The 15,657-nt window shown below is 42.6% G+C and carries 16 protein-coding genes; 13 read left to right on the top strand and 3 right to left on the bottom strand.

The window, feature by feature from the left end:
* Positions 1-84: 84 nt before the first annotated feature.
* Positions 85-1,425 carry an N-acetylmuramoyl-L-alanine amidase gene (locus tag EKM67_RS05715; protein ID WP_125578068.1) on the bottom strand — a complete coding sequence of 447 codons (1,341 nt, stop codon included), beginning with the start codon at positions 1,423-1,425 and terminating at the stop codon, positions 85-87.
* Between the two features lie 861 nt (positions 1,426-2,286).
* Here EKM67_RS05715 and hisS point away from each other — a divergent pair.
* The 5 genes from hisS to EKM67_RS05690 all read left to right on the top strand — a co-directional run bounded on the left by hisS (position 2,287) and on the right by EKM67_RS05690 (position 7,947).
* Positions 2,287-3,570 (top strand): histidine--tRNA ligase, encoded by a 1,284-nt coding sequence (gene hisS, locus EKM67_RS05710; RefSeq protein ID WP_125578067.1) that lies wholly within the window; start codon positions 2,287-2,289, stop codon positions 3,568-3,570.
* Positions 3,571-3,600: 30 nt separating this feature from the next.
* A complete protein-coding gene (gene aspS / locus EKM67_RS05705; RefSeq protein ID WP_125578066.1) occupies positions 3,601-5,373 on the top strand; it encodes an aspartate--tRNA ligase in 1,773 nt (590 codons plus the stop codon).
* 125 nt (positions 5,374-5,498) lie between these two features.
* A complete protein-coding gene (gene msrA, locus EKM67_RS05700; RefSeq protein WP_125578065.1) occupies positions 5,499-6,020 on the top strand; it encodes a peptide-methionine (S)-S-oxide reductase MsrA in 522 nt (173 codons plus the stop codon).
* A 124-nt stretch (positions 6,021-6,144) separates the two neighbouring features.
* A complete protein-coding gene (locus tag EKM67_RS05695) occupies positions 6,145-7,023 on the top strand; it encodes a YitT family protein (protein ID WP_125578064.1) in 879 nt (292 codons plus the stop codon).
* A gap of 12 nt (positions 7,024-7,035) precedes the next feature.
* A complete protein-coding gene (locus EKM67_RS05690) occupies positions 7,036-7,947 on the top strand; it encodes a deoxyribonuclease IV (RefSeq protein ID WP_125578063.1) in 912 nt (303 codons plus the stop codon).
* Between the two features lie 516 nt (positions 7,948-8,463).
* On the opposite strand, the gene EKM67_RS10770 is transcribed toward EKM67_RS05690, so the two are convergent.
* A complete protein-coding gene (locus EKM67_RS10770; protein WP_164506582.1) occupies positions 8,464-8,754 on the bottom strand; it encodes a hypothetical protein in 291 nt (96 codons plus the stop codon).
* 16 nt (positions 8,755-8,770) lie between these two features.
* Positions 8,771-9,589: a pyruvate, water dikinase regulatory protein gene (locus EKM67_RS05685; protein ID WP_125578062.1), complete on the bottom strand. Its 819-nt coding sequence runs from the start codon at positions 9,587-9,589 to the stop codon at positions 8,771-8,773.
* A gap of 186 nt (positions 9,590-9,775) precedes the next feature.
* Here EKM67_RS05685 and rpsU point away from each other — a divergent pair, with 186 nt between their 5' ends.
* From rpsU to recO, 8 genes are all read left to right on the top strand, one after another.
* The gene (rpsU, locus tag EKM67_RS05680) at positions 9,776-9,955 is read left to right on the top strand and encodes a 30S ribosomal protein S21 (protein WP_125578061.1); all 180 of its coding nucleotides are present in this window, start codon (positions 9,776-9,778) and stop codon (positions 9,953-9,955) included.
* Between the two features lie 80 nt (positions 9,956-10,035).
* Complete coding sequence (locus tag EKM67_RS05675) at positions 10,036-10,479, top strand: GatB/YqeY domain-containing protein (RefSeq protein ID WP_125578060.1); 444 nt, start codon at positions 10,036-10,038, stop codon at positions 10,477-10,479.
* 923 nt (positions 10,480-11,402) lie between these two features.
* A complete protein-coding gene (locus tag EKM67_RS05670) occupies positions 11,403-12,401 on the top strand; it encodes a PhoH family protein (protein ID WP_379895027.1) in 999 nt (332 codons plus the stop codon).
* A complete protein-coding gene (gene ybeY / locus EKM67_RS05665; protein WP_125578059.1) occupies positions 12,382-12,861 on the top strand; it encodes an rRNA maturation RNase YbeY in 480 nt (159 codons plus the stop codon). The genes EKM67_RS05670 and ybeY overlap by 20 nt, the downstream gene beginning before the upstream one ends.
* The gene (locus EKM67_RS05660) at positions 12,839-13,243 is read left to right on the top strand and encodes a diacylglycerol kinase family protein (RefSeq protein ID WP_125578058.1); all 405 of its coding nucleotides are present in this window, start codon (positions 12,839-12,841) and stop codon (positions 13,241-13,243) included. The genes ybeY and EKM67_RS05660 overlap by 23 nt, the downstream gene beginning before the upstream one ends.
* Positions 13,243-13,653 carry a cytidine deaminase gene (locus EKM67_RS05655; protein ID WP_125578057.1) on the top strand — a complete coding sequence of 137 codons (411 nt, stop codon included), beginning with the start codon at positions 13,243-13,245 and terminating at the stop codon, positions 13,651-13,653. Before EKM67_RS05660 ends, EKM67_RS05655 begins: the two co-directional genes overlap by 1 nt.
* Positions 13,650-14,552 carry a GTPase Era gene (gene era, locus EKM67_RS05650; RefSeq protein ID WP_125578056.1) on the top strand — a complete coding sequence of 301 codons (903 nt, stop codon included), beginning with the start codon at positions 13,650-13,652 and terminating at the stop codon, positions 14,550-14,552. Before EKM67_RS05655 ends, era begins: the two co-directional genes overlap by 4 nt.
* Complete coding sequence (recO, locus tag EKM67_RS05645) at positions 14,552-15,346, top strand: DNA repair protein RecO (protein WP_125578055.1); 795 nt, start codon at positions 14,552-14,554, stop codon at positions 15,344-15,346. Before era ends, recO begins: the two co-directional genes overlap by 1 nt.
* Positions 15,347-15,657 lie beyond the last annotated feature (311 nt).

Raw genomic sequence — 15,657 nt, 5'->3', positions numbered from 1 at the left:
ATGCCGTTCAAGAATGTGCATAAACACTTTAATTATTTGATTGTCCTCTTGACAGGAGCCGAGCCGGTCATAACTTTTTTGATTTTATTTGAAGTAAGCAGTCAGGCCATTGACAATAGCGCTGGCAACTTCTGTTTGATAAGTGGTTGATTGAATGTAACTGAAATCATTTTTGTTATTAATGAAGCCGAGTTCTAGTAAAACAGAAGGGCGGGAATTATCACGTAAGACTTCAAAATCGCCGAAGTCTGTCCCGCGGTTGTTAATTGGCAAGCTGGATAATTGCGTGTTAAGGCTACTTGCCAGTTTTGAATCACGATTTTTATTGTAGTAATAGGTGGTCACACCACTCGCACTACCTTCATTCTCAGATGAATCGAAATGCAAACTGATGAACGCATCCGCAGAATTCTTATTCGAGACACTGGCACGACCAGACAAGCTGACATAGGAATCGCCGTTGCGAGTGAGGATCACATTGGCACCAGCTGCACGCAACCGACTGGCAATTACGTTGGCCATTTGCAAGGTGTAGGTTTTTTCATATTTATTTCCCTGAGAAAGCGCACCTGAATCTGTGCCACCATGACCTGGATCGATCACAATTGTTGATTCGGCCAAATTTGAGGCCACTTTAGGTGCCGTCGTTGTACCACTTGAAGCTGTTTTATTCTGGAGGGTCACGATCCAACTGGCAACATAGCCCGTTTGTCCACCACTGGTTTTAACTTCATACCATTGATTGACGGTTTTGATATAACTTAAGGTTGTGTTCGCAGAAAGACTCGTCACAATCGACGCCTTTGAATTGGGTTCAGAACGCAAGTGAGTATTATTAGTCTTGACCAAAACGTTCTGAGTGGTACTAGCGACACTGGTGGTCTGTGTGGTGCTGGTTGGTTCGGTTTGTGCACTACTATCGACTGTACCAGTCACATGAACCGCATTACGCTTGACCCAGGCGACAGAATCGTTGTGCTTGATCTGGTACCATTCGCCGTTTGTGTATAAAATTGTGACGGTCTTAGTCGCCTGCAATAATCCCATTTTCGTTGAGGTTTCGCTATTCGTTAAATAAATAGGGGTGTTGTTATTATCGACCGTGGCAATTTGATTGCTAGTCGCGCTAACTTCTGTGTTTTTAACCAACCAACTGGCTACCCAACCCACTTGATTGTTACTGATCCGAACTTGTAACCATTCGTTGCGCTTACTGATCACAGTCAGGCGCTGACCTTGTTTCACTTGGGCACTGACATCATAAGCCAGTCCAGGTCCCTTGCGAATGTTTAAAACATTGGCCTGTACGACGACTTGCTGACTATTGGCCAGAGCCACCGTCGTCCCAATTGAAGTCATAATTGCTAAGGCGATAACGATCAGGATACGCCAACGCCATAATTTTTTTAAGTAGGTTTTTATCACAGTAATTGCCCCTTGCAGCTGTTGATAGTATTGAATCTCCGTAATGTATCACCCCAATTATAATAGTCTGTTGGTCACTCATGATAAAAAAAAGGAAATCTTAAATAAATACTAAGGATTGTGATGAAAAAACCTATTGACAAGCAGATCATAGCGCTGTCATGAATAACGTTGGTTATATTTAAACTGACATATTTTTCGTGAATCATAACTTGTTTCGCTTTTTTTAATCGTCGAAATCAAACAACACATCGGTTTTTAGGCAGAAACTCGCTTGACTTTCGTACAAACGACGCTTATATTAATGTTAATAGTTAACCAGTGACAAACGAGAAGTAGTTTCATCCACAGAGACTGTCGGTAGCTGAGAAGACAGGCGAAACGAAACGACCATTTTGAGGTTAGGCGCAAGCCTCGTCTGTAAGACGTTATCCAATGAGTTATCATAAGGTGGTACCGTGCCCAAAAGCACCCTTAATCGTTTTCGCGATTAAGGGTGCTTTTTGTTTACTGGAATAATTGAATGTTGTCGGGAAACTGGCTAATGGTGTTTGGGGCTGTGCTTGCAACATAAACGTGCTCGCAGCCAACCGTCAGCTTTCACAACATAAACGTGTTCAAGCTGACTGTCTGCTATGAATAAGTTAGAAACAACTGAATTCATAAACCGAATTAAGTTGTTTCTGAACTTATTCTACGCAGCCAACCCGTCAGCTTTCACAACATAATCGTGTTCGAAGGAACTGAAATCAGTGTCTAAGTGACAATAACTTAAATCTTAAGATCAAGATTTTAGTTATTGTCGACTTAGTCACTGATTTCACCCGTTCCTTCTCACAACATAAATTAGGAGGAAATGTAATGCGTTATCAAAAACCTAAAGGAACTGCTGATATTTTACCGAAGGAATCGAAGAAGTGGCAGTATGTAGAAGCGACTGCTCAGCAAGTTTTCGAGTCTTATCAATTTCATGAAATTAGAACCCCAATTTTCGAATCGTACGACGTTTTCGAACGGTCATCAGGGGAGTCATCTGATGTCGTTTCTAAAGAGATGTATGACTTCTATGATAAGGGCGAGCGCCACATTGCCTTGCGTCCTGAAGGAACTGCCGGCGTGGTTCGTGCCTATGTTGAGAACAAACTCTTCGGTCCCGAGCAAGTTAAACCTTACAAAGTTTATTATCACGGGCCAATGTTCCGTTATGAGCGGCCACAATCTGGACGCCAACGCCAATTTCATCAAATTGGGGTCGAGGCATTTGGTTCCACTTCACCACAATTAGATGTCGAAGTGATGGCAATGGCTGAGCAATTATTATCTAAACTAGCTATTAAAGGCATGCACTTGGTCATCAATAGTTTGGGTGATGTTCAGACGCGGACCGATTATCACCAGGCGTTAGTTGATTATTTGACGCCGTTCAACGATGAACTCAGTGAAGATTCTCAACGTCGTTTGGTCACGAATCCATTGCGTATTTTGGACAGCAAAGATAAACACGATCAAGAAATTGTCAAAAATGCACCAACAATTTTAAATTTTCTAACGCCTGAATCTGCCGCTCATTTTGAAGCTGTTCAATCTGGTCTAAAGGCGTTGGGCATTGATTTTGAAATCGATCATACAATGGTTCGTGGTCTCGATTATTATACCGATACGATTTTTGAAATTATGGTGACTTCACCTGCCTTTAATAATAGTGAGATGACCGTGATTGCTGGTGGCCGCTATGACGGCTTGGTTAAAGAGTTCGGTGGGCCAGACGAAGCCGGTATTGGTTTCGGGATCGGAGTTGAGCGTCTCATCTTATTACTTGATCAGGATAACGAAGCCACGCAAGAACAACCACTAGATTGCTACGTGGTGAAAACAAGTGATGCCGTCGCAGTCCCTGCATTCAAAATTTTACAGTCGATCCGGCAAGCAGGTTTTTCTGCCGATCAAGATTATTTAGACCGTAAAGTTAAAGGACAATTCAAGAATGCAGATCGTTTGCAAGCTCGTTTCGTCATTACCGTTGGTGATAGCGAGTTAGCGCAGAATTCTGTGCCTATCAAGAATATGGCTACTGGCGTCCAAGTCGACATGCCTTTGACTGAGATCGAGAATGATTTCAAGAGTGTCATTGCGAAATTAAATTAAATTGCAGGTATAAAATCTGGAGGAATGATCATGGTAAAACGAACAACTTATTGTGGCTTAGTTGACGAAAAATATTTGAATCAAGAAATTGATTTAGCAGGATGGGTGCAGAAGCGTCGTAGTTTAGGTAATTTAGTGTTTATCGATCTACGAGATCGCGAAGGCATCGTCCAATTAGTTTTCAGTCAGGAAATCAATGCTGAAGCGCTGGCCGTTGCCGAAACGTTACGGAGTGAATATGTGATCAGCGTACACGGCAAGGTCGCTGCACGTGCCGAGAGCGCTGTGAATGATCGCATGAAAACAGGTAAAATTGAAGTCGAAGTAACCGAATTGACTGTCCTGAATAAATCTAAGACACCACCATTTGATATTGCGGATAATGTGACGGCATCTGAAGATACTAAATTGAAATATCGTTACTTAGATTTACGTCGTCCAGAAATGATGGCTGCCATCCGCACTCGTGCTCAAATTGTTAAATCGGCACATCATTATCTCGATGATCATGGTTTTATCGAAATTGAAACCCCAGACTTAACGAAATCAACGCCAGAGGGTGCCCGTGATTATTTGGTGCCTTCTCGAGTTTATCCGGGTAGTTTTTACGCGCTGCCACAATCACCGCAATTATTTAAAGAGTTATTAATGACGGCAGGTTTCGACCGCTATTATCAACTTGCTCGTTGTTTCCGTGATGAGGACTTACGTGGAGATCGTCAACCAGAATTCACGCAGATCGATTTGGAAACCAGCTTCTTATCTGCTGAAGAAATCCAATCCCTGACCGAAGGTGTGATTGCACAGGTCATGCACGATGAAAAAGGGATCGACGTTAAATTGCCATTTCCACGAATCACTTGGAATGACGCTATGGCCCGTTACGGCTCCGATAAGCCCGATTTACGTTTCGGGATGGAATTACAAGACCTGAGCGAATTCTTCAAGGACAGTGCCTTTAAAGTCTTTAGCGGGGCCGTTGCGAACGGTGGTCAAGTGAAAGCCATCGTCGCACCACAAGCAGCCGCCAAATATTCGCGCAAACAGATCGAAGCCATTCAAGAATACATCAAACGTTTCGGTGCTAAAGGATTAGCTTGGTTGAAAGTAGACAATGGTGAAGTTACTGGGCCAGTCGCTAAATTCGTTAAAGACCAACAAGCAGAATTAATTGCCAAGTTAGGTGCACAGGATGGTGATTTACTCTTATTTGTGGCCGACAGTAAAAAAGTGGTGGCCGATAGCTTAGGCTACTTGCGGAATTTCTTGGCCAAAGAATTAGATTTGATCCCCGCAAACCAATATGCTTATACGTGGGTCGTTGATTGGCCATTATTCGAATATGACGAAGGTGATCAACATTGGATCGCTGCTCACCATCCATTTACGATGCCTAATGAAGAAGACATTCATTTGCTCGATACCGATCCTCATGCCGCACACGCACAGAGTTATGATATCGTTTTGAATGGTTACGAATTAGGTGGCGGTTCTATTCGTATTCATACGCGTGAAATTCAAGAAAAGATGTTAAAAGCATTAGATTTCACGCTTGAACAGGCACAAGAACAATTTGGATTCTTATTAGATGCCATGGACTATGGTTTTCCACCACTTGGCGGTCTGGCAATTGGTCTCGATCGTTTTGCCATGTTATTGTCCGGACGTGATAATATTCGTGACGTAATCGCGTTCCCTAAGAATTCCAAGGCAACTGAGCCAATGACAACGGCGCCATCACGAGTCGCGTCGGCACAGTTGGATGAATTAGGTTTGAACGTCGAGGATGCTCCTGAAAAGTAAGCAGATTTATTTTTGGACTTTTTTGAAAAAACCCTCATAATAATTGGTAAAGAACATCAACGCTGAATTTCACTCAGTTGGTGTTTTTTATTCTCACGAATTCTGAACAAGATTGGAGAAATCTCATGAAAAAAGAAACCGCAATTTTTGCAGGTGGTTGTTTCTGGTGTATGGTCAAACCATTCGATGAACAACCAGGAATCATTGAAGTTGTTTCCGGTTATACCGGCGGCCACGTTGCGAATCCCACTTATGAACAAGTTAGCGCGCACACGACTGGTCATACAGAGGCCGTTGAAATTGCCTTCGATGCCGACGTGATCAGTTATGGAAATTTAGTTGACATTTATTGGCAAGTGACCGATCCAACCGATGCCATGGGCCAGTTCCAGGATCGCGGCGATAATTATCGCCCTGTGATTTTCGTCAATTCTCCCGAACAACGGACCATTGCTGAAGCGTCGAAAGAAAAACTAGTTGATTCTGGCGTCTTCAAGGAACCGATCGTCACTAAAATTGAAGATGTGCAACCATTCTACGTTGCAGAAGATTATCACCAAGATTTCTATCGTAAAAATCCCGAACGTTTCGCCATGGAAGAACAGGGCGGACGCGAACAATTTATTGCGAAGCATTGGCAAAAATAATGACGGCTCTGAAATAATGAAAACTTTTCATTATTTTCTCAATTGCTTTTCATTTTTCCGTCCATAAACTAACTCCTTGTGTTACAATATTGACAAATGTTGGGATGAGAAGGTAGTTATTTACATGTTTACAGATATTGAACGAATCATCAGACGACATTCTAACTTTACGAAGTTATCAATGGCGTTTTTTTATGCAATTTGTGTGTCGATCGCGATGAATTTCTTCTGGCAACCAGGGCATATTTATTCATCAGGAATCACGGGCGCGGCACAATTAGTCGCCAGTTTACTTGAAAAAACCGGTCTACCGATCACGACGCCGATTTTGTACTTTGTGTTTAACATGCCCTTATTTGTCGTTGCTTGGGCTAAAATTGGCCATCGGTTCACGATCTTCACTTTCTTCGCGGTTGTTTTTTCAACGATCTTGATGCATTTGATCCCGCCTGTGAAAGTCGGTTTTGACCCAATCATCGGTGCAATTTTTGGTGGATTGATCAACGGGATGGGTACCGGGATGGCGTTGAAGAATAATATTTCTACAGGTGGCTTAGATATTATCGGCATCGTTCTCCGTAAGAAGACCGGTAAAAGTGTCGGTAGTATTAATATTGCCTTTAACTTGTTGATTATTTTTGGCGCCGGTTTTGTTTTCGGATGGGTCCACGCGTTATATAGTGCCATGGGGATTTTTATTAATGGTGCCGTGATCGATGCCATCTACACGAGCCATCAGCGTTTGCAGGTCATGATCGTCACCAATCATCCTAAAGAAGTGATCAGCTGCGTTCAGAAATCTTTGCGCCGCGGAATTACCATCGTTCATGATGCCGAGGGCGCGTTTAAACACGAAGAAAAGACCATTCTGTTTACGATTATTTCCCGTTATGAAATGCATGATTTCGAAGAGGCAATGCGTCAATCAGATCCATATGCCTTTGTCAGTATTACCGAAGTCTTTAAATTATTGGGTCACTTTTACGAACCCAAAGTTGAATAGGGGCGCTATTAAATGTCTACAACAGATTTATTGATCGGATCGCATGTCAGCATGAGCGGCAAAAAGATGTTAGTTGGTGCCGTCGAAGAAGCGCAATCCTATCATGCCAACACCATGATGATTTTTACCGGCGCGCCACAAAATACGCGGCGTAAATCAACCGATGAGATGAAAATACCAGAAGGTTTGGCGTTGGCTGAAAAGGCCGGCATTGAAAAAATTGTGGTTCACGCACCCTACATCATCAATTTAGGCAACACGATCAAACCCGAATCGTTGCCGTTTGCGATTGAATTTATGCAAGGTGAGGTACAGCGAGCGGATGCTATTGGCGCATACGCGATGAGTTTTCATCCTGGCGCGCACGTTGGCGCTGGTGCTAGTGCCGCCATCACGCAAGTCGCTCATTCCTTGGATCAGATTATTGCGGCTGACCAACACGTCAGTATTGCCATCGAAACTATGGCGGGCAAAGGGACTGAAATTGGGCGCACGTTTGAAGAAATAGCCTCGATCATCGATCAAACGCAAAATAACGATCAACTTTCCGTGACTTTCGACACCTGTCATACCAGTGATGCGGGTTATGATATCAAAAATGATTTCGACGGCGTGCTCAATGAGTTCGATCATATCATTGGCCTTGATCGATTGAGTGTCGTTCATCTAAACGATTCGAAAAACGTGCAAGGTGCCCACAAAGATCGCCATACAAATATTGGTTTTGGCACGATCGGGTTTGACGCGTTAGACTATGTTGCGCATCATCCACAATTGACTAACGTTCCTAAAATTCTGGAAACACCTTATGTTGGTGTGACGGATGATGCAAAAGGGACGTTATCGCCATATGGCAGTGAAATTGCAATGTTGCGAGCACAAAAGTTTGATCCTGAAATGAAAGAGAAATTGCGGCGGGTATAGTTTTATTAAAAATAAGTATACTGATCTACCTTCGGTCGAAAGTGCTGGGGCAGGCAGTACGTTGGCTTGTGGGATCGCTCTCCGCTTTTCCAAGTGCGGGAAAAGCTCCGAGCTTCGATTTGAGCTTTTGCACAGACCGCAAAATCTCGAATCGATCCACCATGTAAGGCGGGGAAAAACATCCCGCCAACATGGTTGTCACTGCCACGACTGCCTGCCCCAGCACTTTCGACCTAAACTTAATTTTATTTAGTGTAGAAAATGAATAACAGGGTTCCTGGAAATTGATTCTCAATGTTGCCTTGACTCCGAAGAACAAAATAAAAAATGTGATGAATTTCAAATCTGAGCAAAATAAGACACGACCAATTTAAAAATAGGTGCAGATTAGTCTTAAAAACCGATAACAAGGCGCTTTAGACAACAGATTGTGCCTATTTTTAAAATGGTCGTGTACCTAAATTACCAATTTTCATTTTACGCGTTAAAAAATATTGATTGGAATAGAAACGTAAATTAAATATCCAGCACTAAATATACTGAGCTCGTCCGAATAGAATAGGCGAAATTTGTGGTGGGAACTGGGACTGCAGTGGCAATTTTGTTAATGAGCGGTTTTGGCGAATTTACAAAATGGGAAAATGTGAGATCTTCCCGATTTTGGAAGAGCTCACATTTCAGGCGGAAAACTTTTGGCGAATTTCCAAAAGCTTGGAGCCGTCCCCACAGCAGTTTCCCAGTTCCCACCACAAATTTCGCCGGAACCGCACAAAAAAACGCCGGATCATTAATCCGCCGTTCAAACATTACTAATCATTTTCCATTAATAATGATCCAATCCTAAATGTTCCAAAATCAAGGTTGCTGTTTCTTCGATCGAGCGATTCGCCACATTGATCACGTGGCAGCCCAGCTTATCATATAACGCTTGTGCAAACGCCAATTCTGCCTTGATCGAATTCATATCCGAATAAGCAGTGTCTGGGTTGAGTCCGTAGGCAATCATCCGTTGTCGCCGAATATTATTCAGAACTTGGGGATCATTCGTCAAACCGATAATTTTTTTCGGATCGACTTGATATAATTCTTCGGGAATGTGCGCTTGAGGAACGATCGGTAAATTTGCGACCTTGATATTACGGTTTGCTAAAAATAAAGAGATCGGTGTTTTCGAAGTTCGCGAAATGCCTAATAAAATGACATCTGCGTCTAAGAAACCACGGGGATCCTTACCATCATCATAGAGGACCGCGAATTCCATTGCAGAAATGCGATCAAAGTATTTTTCAGTTAAATGGTGGAGGGCACCTGCTTCGTGAGTGGGCTGTAAATTAAACCGCTTGCTGACACTGCGGATGACTGGTGTGATCAAGTCAATCGAAATAACACCAGAATTGGCGGCTTGAATCTGTAAATATTCACTCAAACCCTCGGTAACCAAAGTTTGGGTGATGATGGCATCCTTTTCGAGTGCAATTTTAATTAATTCATCAATTTTTTCTTTCGTGTGAACAAAGGGGAAGCGTTCGTAGATCGGTTTCACTTCTGGAAACTGAGCCATGGCAGCTTGAGTCAATTTAAACGCCGTCTCACCAACGGAATCAGAAATCAGGCACAGGTATAATTTTTTCGGTTCGGCCATCTTTTTTACCTCTGTTTTTCCTTTTATCATAGCATATTTGCAAAATGATAACTATTTTCTTTAAATAAATTGCGAAATATATTGACCCTATTTTCAAGGTTCGCTATAATAATATAGAACCACTGTGATGTAGTCGAAAAAGTTTGCACAGAGTAGTTACATGGAAACTGGAAGGAGGGAAATCACATGGCTAAGACAATTGTCCGCGACAACGAGTCTCTTGATGATGCTCTTCGACGTTTCAAACGTTCAGTTTCTAAAAGTGGTCAACTCCAAGAATACCGCAAACGCGAATTCTACGAGAAACCAAGCGTTAAGAAGAAATTAAAGTCTGAAGCAGCTCGCAAACGCAAGAAATTTAAATAATAAATAAATATCCCTCTTGCTTTTTGATTGCAATGCAGTCTATCTGAGCAAGGGGGTATTTTTTCGGGAGGAATCTGAACATGTCATTAAATGAACAACTAACTGCCGACTTAAAAGCCGCAATGAAAGCAAAAGATAAAACAAAATTAAGCGTCGTCAGAATGATCAAAGCATCGTTAACGAATGCAAAAATCAAGAAGGCCGCTGATTTGACAGATGAAGAAGAATTACAAGTGGTCACGACAGAAATGAAGCAGCGTAAAGATTCACTCGCTGAATTCGAAAAAGCTGGTCGCGAAGATTTGAGTGCCGAAGTTAAAGCAGAAATGGCGATCGTTCAGAATTACTTACCTGCACAATTGACCGATGAAGAATTATCAGCAATCATTCAAGAAACAATCGACGAAAATGGCGCCACTTCAATGAAGGATATGGGTAATGTCATGTCTAAATTAATGCCAAAAATCAAAGGCCGCGCAGATGGCGGACAAGTTAACCAGCTTGTTAAGAAATTGTTGAGCTAGATTTCAGGGCTCTAGTTTGACTTGAAGGCTTTGTTTGCGTGTTGTAGGATTTTGTTTGGTTCCGTCAGAACGCTCCAGAAAAATGTTGCGCCTCGCTGTGGGGATGACTTTTAAAGTTTCCAACTGATTCGTGAAGGCTTTGTTTGCGTGCTGTCGGATTTAGTTTGGTTCCGTCAGAACGCTCCAGAAAAAATCACTGCTCACTCTGGGGATGACTTCAAGCCTTTTGAAAAGCACAAAATTCTAGAAGATCACCCTCGTTCTAGTGGGACTTGAGTTTGATAGATAACTATTTTTTGATGAACTTTTCCGACTGCGTTTGGAACCAAATTAAGTCCCACAAGAACGATTTCACAGTGATCAGTAATTTTTTCTTCCGCGTTCTGACTCATCTCGGCGGCTTTATAATGCTGACTCTAGCCAACGTCTAGCCCTGTGCGACTGGTTTGTACCGCAACGTTAATTTCTAGAAGACGAAAGGCGGACTTGATGATTACTCAGATTTTTAAGTTGAACTATTCTGAGTAAAGGTAACAATGTTAATCATATTTGAAGAACCCTGTTATTCAGATCCTAATCTAAACGAAATAGGTTTATGCAGAAGTTGCGGAAGAAAATAGTGGGATTGCAGTGGTAATTTTGTTAATGAGCGGTTTTGGCGAATTTACAAAATGGGAAAATGTGAGATCTTCCCGGTTTTGGAAGAGCTCACATTTTAGGCGGAAGAATTTCCGTACTTTGGAAATCCTGCAGCCGTCCCCACAGCAATCCCACTATTTTCTGGAGCAACTTCTGCCGAAGGTAGATCAGCTTTTAAGAATCACACAAGTTAGATATACCAGACTAAACCCCATGCATGTTTTTCACCCTCTATTTGTGCTAAAATTCAATTAACAGATGCTTTTTTGAATGGAGCGAATTATTTGATAGATCAACCAGAAATCGAAAAATCTTATCTCTTGCCAAATCCAGAACAAGCCTTAAGTTTGTTGGGTGTTAATGATGAATATTTGAAATTGATCGAAGAAGGCATGTCTGTCAATATTCGTGCGTTTGGAGACAAAATTTTTGTCAAAGGGACTGCCGTACTCGTCGACCGCGTGATCAACATCTTCACGCAATTATCTAGCTTATTGACCCAAGGTGTTTCGATCGGTAGTGCGGATATTCTTAGCGCCATGAAAATGGCCGATAGAGGAACACTCGAATACTTCAGCGACTTATATACTGAAGAAATCGTCCGTGATTCCAAGGGACGCAGTGTTCGCGTCAAAAACTTAGGTCAGCGTCAGTATGTTCAGTCAGTCAAACGCAATGAAATCACATTTGGGATCGGACCAGCCGGAACGGGTAAAACCTATTTAGCTGTGGCCTTGGCAGTTGCGGCGTTAAAGGCGAATCAAGTTTCGCGGATTGTTTTAACGCGTCCGGCGGTTGAAGCTGGCGAGAATTTAGGCTTTTTACCTGGTGACTTGAAAGAAAAAATCGATCCTTATTTGCGCCCCATTTATGATGCGCTTTATACGATCATGGGGACTGAGCAAGCGAATCGTTTAATGGAGCGTGGCATTATCGAAATTGCCCCGTTAGCGTACATGAGAGGGCGAACGCTGGAAGAAGCATTCGTTATCTTGGACGAGGCCCAAAACACCACACAGGCGCAAATGAAGATGTTTTTAACGCGTTTAGGAATCGGTTCGAAGATGATCGTCAATGGTGATGTCACTCAGATCGATCTGCCGCGTAATCAGCGCAGTGGGTTGATCCAAGCGTCCAGAGTATTGAAGAATATTAACCACATCGGTTTTGTGGAATTATCATCTGCAGACGTCGTGCGTCATCCCGTCGTTTCTAGCATCATCGACGCTTACGAAAAATTTGATCAGGAGCAATTAAAAAAACATGAATCTCGAAATAATTAATGACGACCAAGTTTTACCAGCAGAACGGGAACAATGGATCACAGATTTGGTGGCGTATGCGGCTAACAGGCTCGATTTACCCGCCGACACAGAAATGTCGATCAGTTTGATTACGGATGAAAAAATTCGTGAGATCAATCGTGAGTATCGCGATAAGGACCGCGTGACCGACGTGATCAGTTTCGCAATTGAAGATGATGAAGATTCTGACTTGCCGAACTTCGATGAGTTGGCGGCAGAATTGGAAATTCCCCGTAATATTGGCGACTTGTTCATTGCACCCAATCATGTGCGCGAACAAGCTAAGGAATATGAGCACAGTTTCGATCGTGAGTTTGGTTATACTGTCGTGCATGGCTTCTTACATTTAAACGGCTATGATCACATTGAGCCGGAAGATGAAAAAGTCATGATCAAACTTCAAGAGGAAATTTTGGATGGCTATGGGCTTAAACGATAATTCTCACCAAACAAAGAAAAATCACACCTTCTTGCAATCGTGCAGTCATGCCCTCGAAGGGTTGAAATGGACGTTCCAAGACGAAGCTAATTTCAAGCGGCATTTGAGTATTGCGGTGCTGGTTTTGCTGTTCGGTTTGTTGTTCCAAGTGAGCAAATTGGACTGGCTCTGGCTGATCGTCGTGATTTTTCTCGTTTTGATCGCCGAATTGTGGAACACAGCGGTCGAATATATTGTTGATCTACTTGTGCAGAAGCATTACGATCCACTGGCTAAAAAAATCAAAGACGTTTCGGCGGCAATTGTGTTAGTGGCTGCACTCTTAGCAGTTGTTGTTGGTTTAATTGTTTTTGTACCACATTTAGGTAATTTATTTCACTAATGGAGGTCATTAAGTTGGATGAATTGATCGAAAAAGCACGGCAGGCGCGTGAACAAGCCTATGTACCTTATTCAAAATTTGCGGTCGGTGCCGCCGTTTTGACGGATGATGGGCATGTTTTTCAAGGCTGTAATATTGAAAACGGCTCGTTTAGTATGACGATTTGTGCAGAACGGTGTGCGATGTTTAGTGCAGTTGCAGCTGGCTACCGCCATTTCAAGACCATTGCAATTGTCGCAGATACGAAGCGGGCGGTTTCACCTTGTGGCGCCTGTCGACAAGTCATGACGGAATTCATGAATGCCGACGATCAAGTGATTTTGACTAATTTAAACGGCGACAAGATCGATACAACGGTTGCCGGTGTACTTCCATACTCGTTTTCATTAAAGGATGATCCCGTAAAATGACAGAATTTAAATCAGGTTTCGTAGCATTATTAGGTCGCCCCAATGTTGGTAAATCGACATTGATGAATCGCATGATCGGCGAGAAAGTTGCCATCATGTCTCCCAAAGCGCAGACGACCCGCAATAAAATTCAAGGTGTGATCACAGACGACGACGCACAGGTTGTCTTCTTAGATACACCTGGCATCCATAAGCCTAAGAATGATCTCGATCAATATATGGACAAGGCCGCTTTTTCAGCATTGAATGAAGTCGACATTGCCATTTATATGACCAGTGCAGATGATAAAATTGGCCCTGGCGACCGCTATATTTTAAATGAATTGGCAAGTTTGAAGACGCCATTATTTTTAGTGATCAATAAAATCGATTTGGTTCATCCAGACGACTTGCTTACACAGATCACAGCTTTCCAGGATGAAGCTAATTTTGCAGAAGTGATTCCCTTATCGGCGACACAAGGCAACAATGTCGATGAATTAATGACTGAAATTAAGAAATATTTACCAGCGGGTCCGAAATATTATCCAGATGATCAATTGACTGACCATCCTGAATATTTCATTGTTAGTGAACTGATCCGCGAAAAGATTCTCGAGTTTACCCGCGATGAAGTCCCACATTCAACTGCGGTTGTCGTTGAAGATATGAATACGCGTCAACAAGGTAAACTTGTGATCAACGCGATTATTTATGTGGATCGTGATAGTCAAAAGGGGATCGTGATCGGTAAAGGGGCTTCGATGCTCAAGAAAATTGGGATCGGCGCCCGCCGTGAAATTGAAGCCTTGCTTGGCGAAAAAGTGAATTTGAAATTACAAGTTAGTGTGCAACGCAATTGGCGTGATAATCCACTGTTCTTGGCGAGAGCAGGCTATAATTCAAAGGACTTGAATTAATGGCACTGATTCGCGATGCGGAATTTCGTGGGTTAGTGATGTATCGCCGTGATTACAAGGAACGCGATTTGTTGGTCCAAATTTTAACAGATAAGTATGCCGCCAAGATGTTTATGGTGCGTGGGGCAAAAAAAGCCAATTTCAAGTTACAAACGGCGATTTTGCCTTTTACTTTTGCTAATTATGTGGGTCAGATCAATCTTCACGGACTTTCTTACATCACGACGACGAAGAGCACGGCGATTTTTCAGAATCTGACTCAAGATATTGTGTTACAAGCTTATGCCTCTTATTTATTGACGTTGATTTCGTCTGCGTTTGAAGAAAATAAGCCGCTGGGTCGTTATTTTGATTTATTGTGGTCGGCGTTGACCAAGATGGATCAAGGAACCGATGCGCAATTATTAACGAATTTAGTTGAGATCAAATTGCTCGGTCTTTTTGGTGTTGAACCTCATCTACAAGATTGTGTTGTTTGTCATCGCAGTGATTTGCCGCTAGATTATTCTGAAACGTACGGTGGTTTGTTGTGCAAGGATCACTGGTCGATGGATAGCCACCGCCTGCACGCCCAACCGAAGTCGGTGGCTTTGATGCAAGGACTGGCGAAGATCATGCCAGAACAGCTGGGGAAAATCGACCTGCAATCTAGAACGAAGAAAGAATTGCAGCGGATCTTGGACAACATTTATCAAGATCAAGTTGGGTTGCAGCTTAAAAGTAAAAAATATCTCGATGAAATGACGCGACTACCAGAAATGAAGCCACGAAATGCCAATGAGCCAGCAGATTAAATCCCTTGGCAAAATTTGACAAGTTCAATGAAAACGTCTAAACTACAAATTGAATTTAATAGTTAATTCTACGTCATTGAGGAATTAAAAATCTTCGTTCAGCGAGTGCGGATAGTGAAAGCGCACGTGAAGATCGGGCACCTCAAGTAGAACGCAATTAAGCGCAGATGCTTGCATCTGAATTAGGGTGGAACCGCGAAATCAATCGTCCCTATACTACATTATTTGTGTAGTATAGGGATTTTTTGTATCTTGTTAGGTATGGTGGTGGAGGACTGTAGTTAACGGCTCATTCGTTGGGTAGAATTAGT

Source organism: Lapidilactobacillus mulanensis (assembly GCF_003946215.1).
In the GTDB taxonomy this organism is placed as follows: Bacteria; Bacillota; Bacilli; order Lactobacillales; family Lactobacillaceae; genus Lapidilactobacillus; species Lapidilactobacillus mulanensis.
Note: the sequence above shows the minus strand (reverse complement) of the source record. Positions and strands in the feature narration are given on the sequence as shown.